Below are 13337 nucleotides of genomic sequence, written 5' to 3'. Positions count from 1 at the left end.
TTTTGGATTCTGTTTGCCGATGCACCACCACGCCCACCCCCGTTCCCTGCTGACCCCCGCCATGCGCAGCGTGATCGACCGCATGGCGCGCGCAGGCCGCCCCCCGTTGCACGCGCTGACGCCACAGCAGGCACGCGCTTTTTACGAACAAAGTTCCGGCGTGCTGGACCTGGCGCCGCACAAGATGGCCCGCGTGGAGGCGTTGCAGATCCCCACCCGCGACGGCGCACAGTTGCCTGCGCGGTTGCTGGTGCCACACTTGCCGCCCGAATGGGCCGCCACGCCGTGCCCGGTGCTGCTGTACCTGCACGGTGGCGGCTTTACCGTGGGCAGCGTCAACACCCACGACAGCCTGTGCCGCCACCTGGCGCATCTGGCGCATTGCGCGGTGTTGTCGGTGGACTACCGGCTGGCGCCCGAACACCTGTTTCCGACGGCGGTGGACGACGCCTGGGACGGCCTGCAATGGTTGCACCAGCACGCGCCATCCTTGGGGCTGGATCCAGCCCATATCGCCATCGGCGGTGACAGCGCGGGCGGTACCCTCAGCCTGGTGACGGCGATCCAGGCCCGTGATGCCGGTTTGCCGCTGGCGCTGCAAGTCCTGTTTTATCCCGGCTGCACGGCGCACCAAGACACGCCCTCGCACAAGACCTTTGCGCACGGTTTTGTGCTGGAAGAGCCCGCCATCACGTGGTTTTTTGGCCAATACCTGCGTACGCCCGCCGACCGGGACGATTGGCGCTTTGCGCCGCTCAACGCCCCCGATGTGGAGGGTGTGGCCCCTGCTTGGTTTGGGCTGGCCGAGTGCGACCCGCTGGTGGACGAGGGCGTGCTGATGGCCGATCGGCTGCGGCTGGCTGGTGTGGCGGTGGATCTGGACATCTACCGGGGCGTGACGCACGAGTTCATCAAAATGGGCCGCGCCATCCCCGAGGCCCTGCGTGCGCACCAGGACGCGGCGCGCGCCTTGCGCTACGCGTTCGGCCTGGCCTGAGCGAACGGCTGCACTGGCCGTACATACCCTTGCCGGGGCACAAAACCGCGCTACGCCGTACACTTGTGCGCTAATCCTGTTTTCTACCTATTTCGGATGTGTGTGCCCGCTGTTTTCGCAGTCGGGCTGTTTGGTTTGTGCCTATGAATGCCCCTGTCGATGTGTCCTTTTTCCAGCGTGCCGCCAAGCCGCTGACCAGCTACCGCCCCTACTGGGCCAAGCGTTTTGGCCCAGCTCCTTTCTTGCCCATGAGCCGTGCCGAGATGGAGCAGTTGGGCTGGGACAGTTGCGATGTGGTGCTGGTGACCGGGGACGCGTACGTGGACCATCCCAGCTTTGGCATGGCGGTGATTGGGCGGGTGTTGGAGGCGCAGGGCTTTCGGGTCGGCATCATCGCGCAGCCCGATTGGCACAGCGCCGAGCCGTTCAAGGCGCTGGGCAAGCCCAATTTGTTCTGGGGCGTGACGGCGGGCAACATGGACTCCATGATCAACCGCTACACGGCGGACCGCAAGATCCGCTCCGACGATGCTTACACCCCCGGCGACGTGGGCGGCAAGCGGCCCGACCGCGCCGCCACCGTGTACAGCCAGCGTTGCCGCGAGGCCTACAAGGACGTGCCCATCATCCTGGGTGGCATTGAAGGCAGCTTGCGCCGCATCGCGCATTACGACTACTGGACGGAAACCGTGCGCCGCAGCGTGGTGCTGGACAGCAAATGCGACCTGCTGCTGTACGGCAACGCCGAACGTGCGTTGGTGGACATTGCACACCGTTTGGCCAAGCGCGAACCAGTGGAAAACATCACCGATGTGCGCGGCACCGCCTTTGTGCGCAAGCACACGCCCGAGGGCTGGTTTGAGCTCGACTCCACCGACGTGGACCAGCCGGGACGGGTGGATGCCCACCTGAATCCGTACCTGATGGTGTCGGAGCAGGCCAAGGCCCAAGGCGAAACCTGCGCCCGCGAGGACGAGGCCAACGCCGAGGCCGATGCCGCCAACCGCGCGGTGTCCCGCAAGCAACCGCAGGGCGGCGCGATCCAGCCGCTGCAGTTTGTGCCGAATCCGGCGCTGGCCAGCCAGGGCAAGCCCCCGCGCGACAAGACCGTGATCCGCCTGCCCAGCTATGAGCGCGTCAAGGCCGACCCGGTGCTGTACGCCCACGCCAACCGCGTGCTGCATCTCGAAACTAACCCCGGCAACGCCCGCGCGCTGGTGCAGGCGCACGGCAGCGGCCCCACCGCGCGCGACGTGTGGATCAACCCGCCGCCCATTCCGCTCACCACCGCCGAGATGGACCACGTGTTTGGCCTGCCCTACGCCCGCAGCCCGCACCCGGTCTACGCCGACGAGCACGGCGGCCACGATGGCGCGACCAAGATCCCGGCGTGGGAGATGATCCGCTTTTCCGTCAACATCATGCGCGGCTGCTTTGGCGGTTGTACGTTCTGCTCCATCACCGAGCACGAAGGCCGCATCATCCAGAGCCGCTCCGAGGATTCCATCATCCAAGAGATTGAGGACATCCGCGACAAGGTGACCGGCTTTACCGGCGTGATTTCCGACCTGGGCGGGCCGACCGCCAACATGTACCGCATCGGCTGCAAGTCGCCCGAGATCGAGGCCGCGTGCCGCAAGCCCAGCTGTGTCTATCCGGGCATCTGCTCCAACCTCAACACCAGCCACGACCCGCTGATCCACATGTACCGCCGGGCGCGCACGCTCAAGGGCATCAAGAAGATTTTGATCGGCTCCGGTCTGCGCTACGACCTGGCGGTCAAGTCCCCCGAGTACGTGAAAGAGCTGGTGCAGCACCACGTGGGCGGCTACCTCAAGATTGCGCCGGAGCACACCGAGGGCGGGCCGCTGTCCAAGATGATGAAGCCCGGCATTGGTACCTACGACCGCTTCAAGCAACTGTTCGACCAATACAGCGAGGAAGCGGGCAAGAAGCAGTTCCTGATCCCGTACTTCATTGCCGCCCACCCCGGCACCAGCGACGAAGACATGATGAACCTGGCGCTGTGGCTCAAGCGGCATGGCTTCCGTGCCGACCAGGTGCAGACCTTCTACCCCAGCCCGCTGGCCACCGCCACGGCGATGTACCACACCGGCCTCAACACGCTCAAGGGCATCCACCGGGACGAACGTGCCGAGAAGGTGGACATCGTCAAGGGCGAGAAGCGCCGCCGCCTGCACAAGGCTTTCTTGCGCTACCACGACCCCAACAACTGGCCGCTGTTGCGTGATGCGCTGAAACAGATGGGCCGCGCCGATCTGATCGGCAATGGCAAGCACCATTTGATCCCGACCTTCCAGCCCCTGACCGATGGTGCCTACCAGAGTGCGCGGCGCAAGAACTCGACCCCGGTGGGCAAGGCGGGCAGTGTGCCGGTATCGGCGGCCAAAATGCCGCGCGCTGGCGCTGCTGGTGTGGCTGGCAAGCCCGCCAGTTCGCGTCCGGCGCCGGGCCAGATCCTGACCCAGCACACCGGTCTGCCGCCGCGTGCTGGCACGGCGGCGGGCAAGCCGCGCGCTGGCAGCAAGCCTGCGCCTTCATTCCCGGGCAAGAAACGCTGAGCCATGCCCTGGTTGATGCTGCTGGTGGCCGGCCTGTTCGAGGTCGGCTGGGCGATAGGCCTGAAGTACACCGAGGGTTTCACCCGCTTCTGGCCTTCGGTGGGCACGCTGGTGGCGATGGTCGCCAGCGTCGGCTTGCTGGGGCTGGCGCTGCGCACCTTGCCGGTGGGCACGGCCTACGCGGTTTGGACCGGCATCGGTGCGGTGGGCACGGTCGTGTTCGGCATCGTCCTGCTGGGTGAACCGGTCAGCGTGGCCAGGCTGGTCTGCGTGGGCCTGATCGTGGCGGGCATTGTGGGCCTGAAGCTGACGGCTTGACCGGTTTTGGTCACGCAGTTGTAACGTGGTTGTTGAATACTGGCGCCCACTTTTCAACCACCCTTCGAGGCATTGCATGACCGAACACCGCCGCCCCAGCGCACTGGCCGACGCAGAAATCCACAACCACAGCCCGAACCCCGAATTCGCCCAGGTGCTCGATGCGCGCCTGAGCCGCCGGGGCCTGTTGCGTGGCGCGGTGGGGGCGGCGGGCATGGGATTGCTGGGCGCGACCGGCCTGGCCCACGCCGCCAGCCACGGTGTGTCCAAAAAAGCGGCGGGCTACCTCAATGCGCTGGGCTTCAAGCCGGTGGCCAAGAGCCTGGCCGACCGCGTCAGCCTGGCCGAGGGCTACCAGTACCAGGTCATCTACGCGCTGGGCGATCCGCTGGACGCGCAAACCCCCGCTTACAAGAACGACGGCACCGACACCGACTTTGACCGCCGCGCCGGTGACCACCACGACGGCATGGAGTGGTTCGGCCTGGACGAGACGGACCAGCCCAGCCCCAGCGCCACCACGCGCGGCCTGCTGGCCGTCAACCACGAGGCCACCACCGACGAGAAGTTGACCTCCTTCTTCATCCACGCCAACGGCGGCCAGGCCAGCTTGCCACGCCCGGCGGCCGAGGTGGACAAGGAGCTGGCTATCCACGGCCTGTCGGTGGTCGAAGTCCGGGCGCACAAGGGCCGCTGGGCCTACCAGCAGGACTCGCGCTTCAACCGCCGCGTCACCGTCAACACCGAAGTCGAGCTGCACGGCCCGCTGCGCGGCAGCGCGCTGGCGGTGACCAAGTTCAGCCCCAACGCCTCGGTGGCGCGTGGCACGCTCAACAACTGTGGCACCGGCAAGACGCCGTGGGGCACCCTGGTGTCGGGCGAGGAAAACTGGAGCGGCTACTTCTTCCGCGACGCCCAGGACGATCAACGCCGTGGCAAAGACAGCAAGGACGTGCTGGGCCTCAACCGCTACGGCCGCAAGGCAGGTGCCGCCAGCCGCCACGGCTGGGAAAGTGCTGGCCCGCAAGACCAGTACGCGCGCTGGAACAACGGCGCGCTGGCCGACAGCGCCGCACAAGATTACCGCCACGAGATGAACACCTTCGGCTACGTGGTCGAAATGGACGCCTACAACACCGCCTTCAAGGTGCGCAAGCGCTCGGCGCTGGGCCGCTTTGCCCACGAAAGCGTCAGCTTTGCCAAGACCGTGGCCGGTGAGCCGGTGGTGGCCTACATGGGTGACGACGCGCGCAACGAGTACATGTACAAGTTTGTCTCGGCCGCCAAGTGGGATCCGAAGGACGCGCACGCCGTCAACCGCCTGGCCGTGGGCGACAAGTACCTGGACAAGGGCACGCTCTACGCCGCGCGTTTCCGCGAGGACGGCACCGGCGAGTGGCTGGAGTTGTCGCTGGCCAACCCGCTGCTGACCAGCAACCCCACCTTCAAGTTCACCTCGGACGCTGAAATCGTGGTCTTCACCCGCATTGCCGCCGACGTGGTGGGCGCCACCAAGATGGACCGGCCCGAGTGGGGCGGCGTCAACCCCAAGAACGGCGAGTTCTACATGACGCTGACCAACAACAGCACCCGCACGCCCGAGCGCACCGACGCCGCCAACCCGCGCGCCTACCGCGACGACAAGGCGGGCAAGGCGCAAAAGGGCAACGTCAACGGCCACATCATCCGCTTGGCCGACACCCAGCCCGCCGCCACCACCTTCAAGTGGGACATCTACCTGTTTGGCGCCGAGGCCGGGGCCGACCGCTCGCTGGTCAACCTGTCCAACCTGACCGACGCCAACGACCACTCCTCGCCCGACGGCCTGGTGTTCAGCCCCACCACCGGCGTGTGCTGGATCCAGACCGACGACGGTGCCTACACCGACCAGAGCAACTGCATGCTGCTGGCCGCCATTCCGGGCCAAGTGGGCGACGGCGGCACCCAGGCCCTGCACCACCAGCTGGCCGACGGCACCGCACGCCATGTGACCACGCCGGTGGGCAAGACCCCGACCGAGGCCACGCTCAAGCGTTTCCTGGTCGGCCCCAAGGACTGCGAGATCACCGGCTGGTGCGAGACCCCCGACGGCCGCGCCATGTTCATCAACATCCAGCACCCGGGCGAAACCACCAAGATGGCCGATATCGGCGATCCGTCCAAGTACACCAGCCAGTGGCCTGCCAACGCAGGCTATGGCGCGGGCAAGCGTCCGCGTTCGGCCACCATTGTCATCACCAAGAAGGACGGCGGCGTGCTGGGCAGCTGACAAGGCGCCTGGGCGGGCAGGGGGCTCGGGCTCCCTGTGCCGCCTACCTGTGTTCCACCGCTGGCCACCGGCGGTTTTTTTGGGCATAGAATTCAACGATTCTATATTCATAAAATTATTGAGAAGTTTTATGCCACACCTTGCCGCTGCACCGCCTTCCACCTTGCAGGTGCATCCGTATGCGTGAACCCGACGCCGTGCTGGCGCTGGGCGCCCTGGCCCAGGAGACGCGCCTGCGCCTGTTCCGGGCGCTGGTGGTGGCCGGGCCAGCGGGCATGACGCCGGGCCGCCTGGCCGAGGTGGTGGACGCTGGTGGCAGCGTGGTCTCGTTCCACCTCAAGGAGCTCACCCGCGCCGGGCTGGTGGCCTTTGAGCGCGAGGGCCGCCACTTGATCTACCGGGCCCGCATCGACACCATGAATGAGCTGCTGGCCTTCCTGACCGCCAACTGCTGCCAGGGCCAGCCGTGCCTGGATGCCACCGCCGTCACCTGCACCAGCGGGCCTGCCGCTGGTGACGTCCCCTTGTGTTGACAACTTTTTTATCCTCCTGAAAGTCCGCCATGAACAACATCACCCCTGTTTTCAACGTCCTGTTTCTGTGTACCGGCAATTCGGCGCGCAGCATCATGGCCGAGGCCATGCTCAACCAGCTTGGTGCGGGCAAGTACCGCGCGTTCAGCGCCGGCAGCCAGCCTGCCGGACAGGTGCATCCGCAGGCGCTCGAGATGCTCAAGCGCAACGCCTTTGGCACCGAAGGCCTGCGCAGCAAGAGCTGGGACGAGTTCGCCACGCCCGGCGCGCCCCAGATGGACTTTGTGCTGACGGTGTGCGACAACGCCCAAGCCGAAACCTGCCCCCTGTGGCCCGGACAACCCATGTCGGCCCACTGGGGCGTGCCCGACCCGGCCAGCGTCACTAGCAGCGCCGAGGCGCAGCAGCAAGCCTTTGCCGAAGCGTTCCGGCTCTTGCACCGCCGCATCAGCCTGTTCGTGAACCTGCCGGTGGCCAAGCTCAGCCAGTTGTCGCTGCAAGCCGAGTTGCACCAGATTGGCACCCAGGGTTGAAGGTCATGGGTATCTTTGAACGGTTCCTGACCGTCTGGGTCGCGCTGGGCATTGCGGCGGGGGTGGGCCTGGGGCTGTGGCTGCCGTCGGTGTTCCAGCTGGTCGCGTTCCTTGAATACGCCCAGGTCAACCTGGTGGTGGCGGTCTTCATCTGGGTGATGATTTACCCGATGATGATTCAGATCGACTGGTCGGCGGTGAAAGACGTGGGCAAGAAGCCCCAAGGCCTGTTGCTGACGCTGGTGGTGAACTGGCTCATCAAGCCCTTCACCATGGCGGCATTGGGTGTGCTGTTCTTCCAGCACCTGTTTGCGCCGTGGGTCGACCCGCAATCGGCCAGCGAGTACATCGCGGGCATGATTTTGCTGGGCGTGGCACCGTGTACGGCCATGGTGTTCGTCTGGAGCCAGCTCGTCAAAGGCGATGCCAACTACACGCTGGTGCAGGTGTCCATCAACGACTTGGTGATGGTGGTGGCGTTTGCGCCGATTGCCGCCTTCTTGCTGGGTGTGACGGATGTGACCGTGCCGTGGGAGACTTTGATGTTGTCCACCGTGCTGTACGTGGTGTTGCCACTGGCGGCGGGGATGGCCACACGCCACCTGCTGGCCCGGCGCTCGGTGCACGCGGTGGGCAATTTCGTGGCCCAGCTCAAGCCGTGGTCGATTGTGGGTCTGATTGCGACCGTGGTGCTGCTGTTTGGCTTTCAGGCCCAGACCATCATCGCGCAACCCACCGTGATTGGCCTGATTGCGGTACCGCTGGTGTTGCAGACGTACGGCATTTTCTTCATCAGCTGGTGGGCCGCCAAGTGGCTCAAGCTGCCGCACGACATTGCGGGCCCGGCGTGCCTGATTGGCACCTCGAACTTCTTTGAGCTGGCGGTGGCGGTGGCAATTTCCCTCTTTGGCTTGAACTCGGGCGCGGCGCTGGCCACGGTGGTCGGTGTGCTGGTCGAAGTGCCGGTGATGCTGTCGCTGGTGGCGATGGTGAATGCTTGGCGGCCTGCAACCTTGAAATGAGCAAAACATGACTTCTATCACCATTTACCACAACCCCAAGTGCGGTACCTCGCGCAACACGCTGGCCATGGTTCGTCAAAGTGGCGTCGAACCGCACGTGGTGGATTACCTCGTCACGCCACCCAACCGCACCGAGCTCCAGGCCTTGCTGCGCGCCATGGGCGTGGGCGTGCGTGCCGTACTGCGCCAGAAAGGCACGCCGTACGACGAACTCGACCTGGGCAACCCCAAGTGGAGCGACGAGCAGCTGTTGGACTTCATCGGCCAGCACCCCATCCTGCTCAACCGCCCGATTGTGGTGACACCGCTGGGTGTGCGCCTGTGCCGTCCGTCCGAGCGTGTGCTGGAGATTTTGCCCAATCCGCACATCGGCCCCTTCACCAAGGAGGATGGCGAAGTGGTGCCAGCGTGGTCGACCGGGCCTGCTCAAGCCCTGGCGGCGGCACTGGAGAGCTTGCCCGCCTTGGTGCCCGAGCACTTCCGCCTGCCCGACCTGACCCAGTTGCAGGCACCGTTGCGCTCCAGCCACCCGCCGCGCATCCTGCTGCTGTACGGCTCGTTGCGGGCGCGCTCCTTCAGCCGCCTGGTGGTGGAGGAATCGGCCCGGTTGTTGCAGGCCATGGGTGCTGAAGTCCAGGTGTTCAACCCGACCGGCCTGCCGCTGGTGGACGACGCGCCCGACACGCACCCCAAGGTGCAGGAGCTGCGCGAGCTCACGCGCTGGTGCGAGGGCATGGTGTGGTGTTCGCCCGAGCGCCACGGCGCCATGACCGGCATCATGAAGACGCAAATCGACTGGCTGCCCTTGTCGCAAGGGGCCATCCGCCCCACCCAAGGCAAGACGCTGGCGGTGATGCAGGTCTGCGGCGGTTCGCAATCCTTCAATGCCGTCAACCAGATGCGGATTCTGGGCCGCTGGATGCGCATGCTGACCATCCCCAACCAGTCCTCGGTGGCCAAGGCGTTCCTGGAATTCGATGACAACGACCGCATGAAGCCCTCGGGCTACTACGACCGCATCGTGGACGTGCTGGAGGAACTGGTCAAGTTCACGCTGCTCACGCGCGATGTGGCGCCTTATTTGGTGGACCGCTACAGCGAGCGCAAGGAAAGCGCCGAGGAGCTGATGAAGCGGGTGAACCAGGCCGCCCTCTGACGGGGTGCGGTAAGCTGGCGCACCATGAGCACCGACACCCCCGCCCCGGATCCTTCACAACAGGCCGGGCCGGTGGTGGCGCAGCGCCTGCAATGTTTGGCCGCCGCCAGCGCGGTGCTGTGCTACAGCGAAGGCCGCAAATGGCGGGCCCGGCGCACGCAGCACCACCACAACTTGGCAAGGACGGGATGATGGACTATTTTCTGCATTTGCTCGGCGGCGGCGCGGGCAATCTGGCCGCTTATCTGGCGGCGCATGTGTTGCTGTGCCTGGTGCCCGCATTCTTTATTGCCGGTGCCATGGCGGCGCTGATTCCCAAGGCCAGCATCACGCGCTGGCTGGGGCGCAGCACCCCGGCGCACATTTCGTACCCGGCGGCAGCGCTGGCGGGCTCACTGCTGGCGGTGTGTTCCTGCACCATCGTGCCGCTGTTTGCGGGCATCTACCGCAAGGGTGCGGGCATTGGGCCAGCTATCACGTTCCTGTTCTTTGCGCCCGCGGGCAACATCATGGCGCTGGCCTACACCGGCAGCATTCTGGGGCCGGAATTTGCGCTGGCGCGGGTGCTGCTATGTCTGTTGTTTGGCATCGGCATCGGCTTGTTGATGGCACTGTTCTTTTGGAAGGACGACGCCAGCCACGACGCCCAGACCGACACCCTGTTTGCGCAGCAGGCCCGCATCGCGCCGGCGGCCACCGGCCTGCTGCTGTCGATGGTGGCGCTGCTGGTGGCCGGCACGCTCAAGCTCTGGCCTCTGACCGCCACCGTGGCTACCGTGCAACTGCCCATGGGTTGGGCGCAGGCCTGGCAAGACACCCTGTTTGGCTGGGTACCGTACGACGCCGCCAAGGGCGAGGAGGGCGTGACGTTCCAGGGCTCGGTCCTGATTGTGCTGCTGCTGGCCATTGCCACCACCGCCTGGAAGGGGCTGGAAAACATCGTGGAAGGCGCCAACCGCTGGACGGTTGCCACGCTGGGCCTGGCCGCTGCCACCTTGCTGGTGGCCGCCCTGCGCCTGACGCCCAACACCGAGGGGCTGGCGCTGGCCATCACCGGGCGCTTCCTGGGCGTGGCAGTGTGCCTGTGGGCCGTGTGGCGTTATGCGATGCGGCTGGACGCCGACGAGCGCCAGGCTTGGTTGTGGGAGGCCTGGCGCTTCGTCAAGCAGATCTTTGCCCTGCTGGTGGTGGGCGTGTTCATCGTGGGCGTGGTGCGCCAGCTCATCCGCTCCGAATGGATAGAGACCCTGGCGGGCACCAACACCCTGGCGGCCAACGTGGTGGCGGTGTTCTTTGGCGTGTTCATGTACTTCCCGACGCTGGTGGAAGTGCCGGTGGCCCGGATGTTCCTCGACCTGGGCATGCACCCCGGCCCGCTGCTGGCCTACCTGATGGCCGACCCCGAGCTGAGCCTGCAAAGCATGCTGATGGTGATATCCGTCATCGGCCGCAAAAAGACGTTCACCTACGTCGGGCTGGTCGCTGTGTTCAGCGTGATTTCGGGCCTGACGTACGGCGCCTGGGCCGATGGCGTGGCCGCCTGGCGGCTGGCCGCAGGGCTGGGTGCGGTGGCGGCGGTGTTCGCGCTGCTGCTCCAGCGTGTGCCGCGCCGCCGCGCGTAGCACAATGGGGCTTCTTTTCTCATCACCAAGGAGATCACCATGTTGACCGTCAAGATTCTGGGCTCGGGCTGTGCCAACTGCAAGAAGCTCGAAGCCGTGGCGCGCGAGGCCGCCAGCGAGGCGGGCATTACCGCCGAGTTCGTCAAAGTCACTGACATGGGCCAGATCCTGGAATACGACCTGTTGTCCACCCCCGGCCTGGTGGTCAACGGCAAGGTGGTGGCCAGCGGTCGCATCCCGACCAAGGCCGAAATCCAGGGCTGGCTCACAGCCTGACCTGCGGCGGCGCTGGTGCCCGCCCACGAGCGCGCCCGGGCGTTGCAGCCGTGGGCCCGCTTGTCAGCATGACGCAAGATCGCCCTTCTCATAATTATGAATAATTAACCAGGAGACCCCCGAATGAGTGCCGCCGCTTCCTACACCGACTTCTACCGCCGCTCCATCGACGAGCGCGACGCCTTCTGGGGCGAGCAAGCCCAGCTGATCGACTGGCACCAGCCCTACGACCGCGTCTGCAACTACGACAAGCCCCCGTTTGCGCGCTGGTTTGAAGGCGGCCAGACCAACCTGTGCCACAACGCGGTGGATCGCCACCTGGCCACGCGCCCAGACCAGAACGCGCTGGTGTTCGTCTCCACCGAGACCAACACCGAAAAGGCCTACAGCTTTGCCGAACTGCACGCCGAGGTGCAACGCTTTGCCGCCATCTACCAAGCCTTGGGTGTGCGCAAAGGCGACCGCGTGCTGATCTACATGCCCATGGTTGCCGAGGCCTGCTTTGCCATGCTGGCGGCAGTGCGCATCGGCGCCGTCCACTCGGTGGTGTTTGGCGGTTTTGCCAGCCATGCCCTGGCCAGCCGTATCGAGGACGCCCAGCCCACCGTGGTGGTCAGTGCCGACGCCGGCATGCGCGGCGGCAAGGTGCTGCCGTACAAGCACTTGCTGGACGAAGCCATTGAGCTCTCCAGCCACAAGCCGGCCCACGTGCTGATGGTCAACCGGGGTTTGGCCGACCTGGCCCCGGTGGCCGGGCGCGACGTGGACTACGCCACCCTGCGCGAACAACAACTTGACACCGTGGTGCCGTGCGAGTGGGTGGACAGCACCCACCCCAGCTACATTCTGTACACCAGCGGCACCACCGGCAAGCCCAAAGGCGTGCAGCGCGACACCGGCGGCTACGCCGTGGCGCTGGCCGCGTCCATGAAGCACATCTACATGGGCGAACCGGGCGAAACCTACTTCAGCACCAGCGACATCGGCTGGGTCGTGGGCCACAGCTACATCATCTACGCGCCGCTGATCCACGGCATGGCCACCATCATGTACGAAGGCCTGCCCACCCGCCCCGACGCGGGCATCTGGTGGAGCCTGGTCGAGAAGTACAAGGTCAGCGTCATGTTCACCGCACCCACCGCGGCGCGCGTGCTCAAGAAGCAAGATCCGGCCTACCTCAGCAAGTACGACCTGAGCAGCCTCAAGGCGCTGTTCCTGGCCGGGGAGCCGCTGGACGAACCCACCGCCACCTGGATTGCCGACGCGATCCAGAAGCCTATCATCGACAACTACTGGCAGACCGAAACCGGCTGGCCCATCATGGCCATCTGCAACGGCGTGGAAGCGGCGCCCACCAAGTTCGGCTCGCCGGGCAAGGCGGTGTACGGCTACGACATCAAGCTCATCGACGAAACCACCGGCGAGGAAATCCACGAGGCCAACAAGAAAGGCGTGATCGCGGTCGAAGGCCCGCTGCCGCCCGGCTGCTTGCAAACCATCTGGGGCGACGACGCGCGCTACGTCAAGACCTACTGGTCGAGCATCCACAACCGCGTCATGTACAGCACCTTCGACTGGGGTGTCAAAGACGAAGATGGCTATTTCTTTATCCTGGGTCGCACCGACGACGTGATCAACGTCGCTGGCCACCGCCTGGGCACGCGCGAGATCGAGGAAAGCGTCTCCAGCCACCCCAACGTGGCCGAGGTGGCGGTGGTGGGCGTGGCCGACAGCATCAAGGGCCAGGTGGCGGTGGCGTTTGTGGTGCTCAAGGACCAGAGCCTGACCGCCACCGAGGACGGCACGCGCCAGCAGGAGCTCGACATCATGCACCGCGTGGACGAGCAGCTCGGCGCCGTGGCACGTCCGGCGCACGTGCGCTTCGTGCACACGCTGCCCAAGACCCGCTCGGGCAAGCTGCTGCGCCGCGCCATCCAGGCCGTGTGCGAAGGGCGCGACCCCGGCGACCTGACCACCATGGACGACCCGGCCGCCCTCCAGCAGATCAAGGACGTGCTGGGTTGAACCC

The 13337-nt window shown here is 65.7% G+C and carries 12 protein-coding genes and 1 pseudogene; all 13 read left to right on the top strand.

What is annotated here, in order from left to right:
• The first annotated feature begins 19 nt into the window (after nucleotides 1-19).
• The 13 genes and pseudogenes from CON76_RS03315 to CON76_RS03265 all read left to right on the top strand — a co-directional run bounded on the left by CON76_RS03315 (nucleotide 20) and on the right by CON76_RS03265 (nucleotide 13333).
• Nucleotides 20-997 carry an alpha/beta hydrolase gene (locus tag CON76_RS03315; protein WP_101101943.1) on the top strand — a complete coding sequence of 326 codons (978 nt, stop codon included), beginning with the start codon at nucleotides 20-22 and terminating at the stop codon, nucleotides 995-997.
• Nucleotides 998-1140: 143 nt separating this feature from the next.
• On the top strand, nucleotides 1141-3579 hold the full coding sequence (locus CON76_RS03310; RefSeq protein WP_101101942.1) for a YgiQ family radical SAM protein: 2439 nt from the start codon (nucleotides 1141-1143) through the stop codon (nucleotides 3577-3579).
• Nucleotides 3580-3582: 3 nt separating this feature from the next.
• A complete protein-coding gene (sugE, locus tag CON76_RS03305; RefSeq protein ID WP_101101941.1) occupies nucleotides 3583-3897 on the top strand; it encodes a quaternary ammonium compound efflux SMR transporter SugE in 315 nt (104 codons plus the stop codon).
• Nucleotides 3898-3973: 76 nt separating this feature from the next.
• Nucleotides 3974-6166 carry a PhoX family protein gene (locus CON76_RS03300; protein ID WP_101101940.1) on the top strand — a complete coding sequence of 731 codons (2193 nt, stop codon included), beginning with the start codon at nucleotides 3974-3976 and terminating at the stop codon, nucleotides 6164-6166.
• A 179-nt stretch (nucleotides 6167-6345) separates the two neighbouring features.
• Entirely contained in the window at nucleotides 6346-6699 is a 354-nt protein-coding gene (locus CON76_RS03295) for an ArsR/SmtB family transcription factor (protein WP_101101939.1), read from the top strand.
• 29 nt (nucleotides 6700-6728) lie between these two features.
• Entirely contained in the window at nucleotides 6729-7232 is a 504-nt protein-coding gene (locus CON76_RS03290) for an arsenate reductase ArsC (RefSeq protein ID WP_101101938.1), read from the top strand.
• A 5-nt stretch (nucleotides 7233-7237) separates the two neighbouring features.
• Entirely contained in the window at nucleotides 7238-8254 is a 1017-nt protein-coding gene (arsB, locus tag CON76_RS03285; RefSeq protein ID WP_101101937.1) for an ACR3 family arsenite efflux transporter, read from the top strand.
• Between the two features lie 7 nt (nucleotides 8255-8261).
• A pseudogene (gene arsC / locus CON76_RS13485) lies at nucleotides 8262-8597 on the top strand (arsenate reductase (glutaredoxin)); the annotation flags it as partial.
• 102 nt (nucleotides 8598-8699) lie between these two features.
• Nucleotides 8700-9410, top strand: a complete 711-nt coding sequence (gene arsH / locus CON76_RS13480) for an arsenical resistance protein ArsH (protein ID WP_276308987.1) — start codon at nucleotides 8700-8702, stop codon at nucleotides 9408-9410.
• Between the two features lie 24 nt (nucleotides 9411-9434).
• Nucleotides 9435-9602, top strand: a complete 168-nt coding sequence (locus CON76_RS13025; RefSeq protein ID WP_169928968.1) for a hypothetical protein — start codon at nucleotides 9435-9437, stop codon at nucleotides 9600-9602.
• Nucleotides 9602-11032, top strand: coding sequence for a permease (locus CON76_RS03275; RefSeq protein ID WP_101101964.1), 1431 nt, complete (start codon nucleotides 9602-9604; stop codon nucleotides 11030-11032). The genes CON76_RS13025 and CON76_RS03275 overlap by 1 nt, the downstream gene beginning before the upstream one ends.
• A gap of 39 nt (nucleotides 11033-11071) precedes the next feature.
• On the top strand, nucleotides 11072-11308 hold the full coding sequence (locus tag CON76_RS03270) for a thioredoxin family protein (RefSeq protein WP_101101935.1): 237 nt from the start codon (nucleotides 11072-11074) through the stop codon (nucleotides 11306-11308).
• Nucleotides 11309-11431: 123 nt separating this feature from the next.
• Entirely contained in the window at nucleotides 11432-13333 is a 1902-nt protein-coding gene (locus tag CON76_RS03265) for a propionate--CoA ligase (protein ID WP_101101934.1), read from the top strand.
• Nucleotides 13334-13337 lie beyond the last annotated feature (4 nt).

Source organism: Macromonas bipunctata (assembly GCF_002837135.1).
In the GTDB taxonomy this organism is placed as follows: Bacteria; Pseudomonadota; Gammaproteobacteria; order Burkholderiales; family Burkholderiaceae_C; genus Macromonas_A; species Macromonas_A bipunctata.
Note: the sequence above shows the minus strand (reverse complement) of the source record. Positions and strands in the feature narration are given on the sequence as shown.

What these genes read in the sequence shown, in the direction of transcription:
- CON76_RS13025 (WP_169928968.1), top strand. Translation starts at nt 9,435, where the DNA reads ATGAGCACCGACACCCCCGCCCCGGATCCTTCACAACAGGCCGGGCCG.
- CON76_RS03270 (WP_101101935.1), top strand. Translation starts at nt 11,072, where the DNA reads ATGTTGACCGTCAAGATTCTGGGCTCGGGCTGTGCCAACTGCAAGAAG.
- CON76_RS03300 (WP_101101940.1), top strand. Translation starts at nt 3,974, where the DNA reads ATGACCGAACACCGCCGCCCCAGCGCACTGGCCGACGCAGAAATCCAC.
- CON76_RS03315 (WP_101101943.1), top strand. Translation starts at nt 20, where the DNA reads ATGCACCACCACGCCCACCCCCGTTCCCTGCTGACCCCCGCCATGCGC.
- sugE (WP_101101941.1), top strand. Translation starts at nt 3,583, where the DNA reads ATGCCCTGGTTGATGCTGCTGGTGGCCGGCCTGTTCGAGGTCGGCTGG.
- CON76_RS03290 (WP_101101938.1), top strand. Translation starts at nt 6,729, where the DNA reads ATGAACAACATCACCCCTGTTTTCAACGTCCTGTTTCTGTGTACCGGC.
- CON76_RS03310 (WP_101101942.1), top strand. Translation starts at nt 1,141, where the DNA reads ATGAATGCCCCTGTCGATGTGTCCTTTTTCCAGCGTGCCGCCAAGCCG.
- CON76_RS03265 (WP_101101934.1), top strand. Translation starts at nt 11,432, where the DNA reads ATGAGTGCCGCCGCTTCCTACACCGACTTCTACCGCCGCTCCATCGAC.
- CON76_RS03275 (WP_101101964.1), top strand. Translation starts at nt 9,602, where the DNA reads ATGGACTATTTTCTGCATTTGCTCGGCGGCGGCGCGGGCAATCTGGCC.
- arsB (WP_101101937.1), top strand. Translation starts at nt 7,238, where the DNA reads ATGGGTATCTTTGAACGGTTCCTGACCGTCTGGGTCGCGCTGGGCATT.
- CON76_RS03295 (WP_101101939.1), top strand. Translation starts at nt 6,346, where the DNA reads ATGCGTGAACCCGACGCCGTGCTGGCGCTGGGCGCCCTGGCCCAGGAG.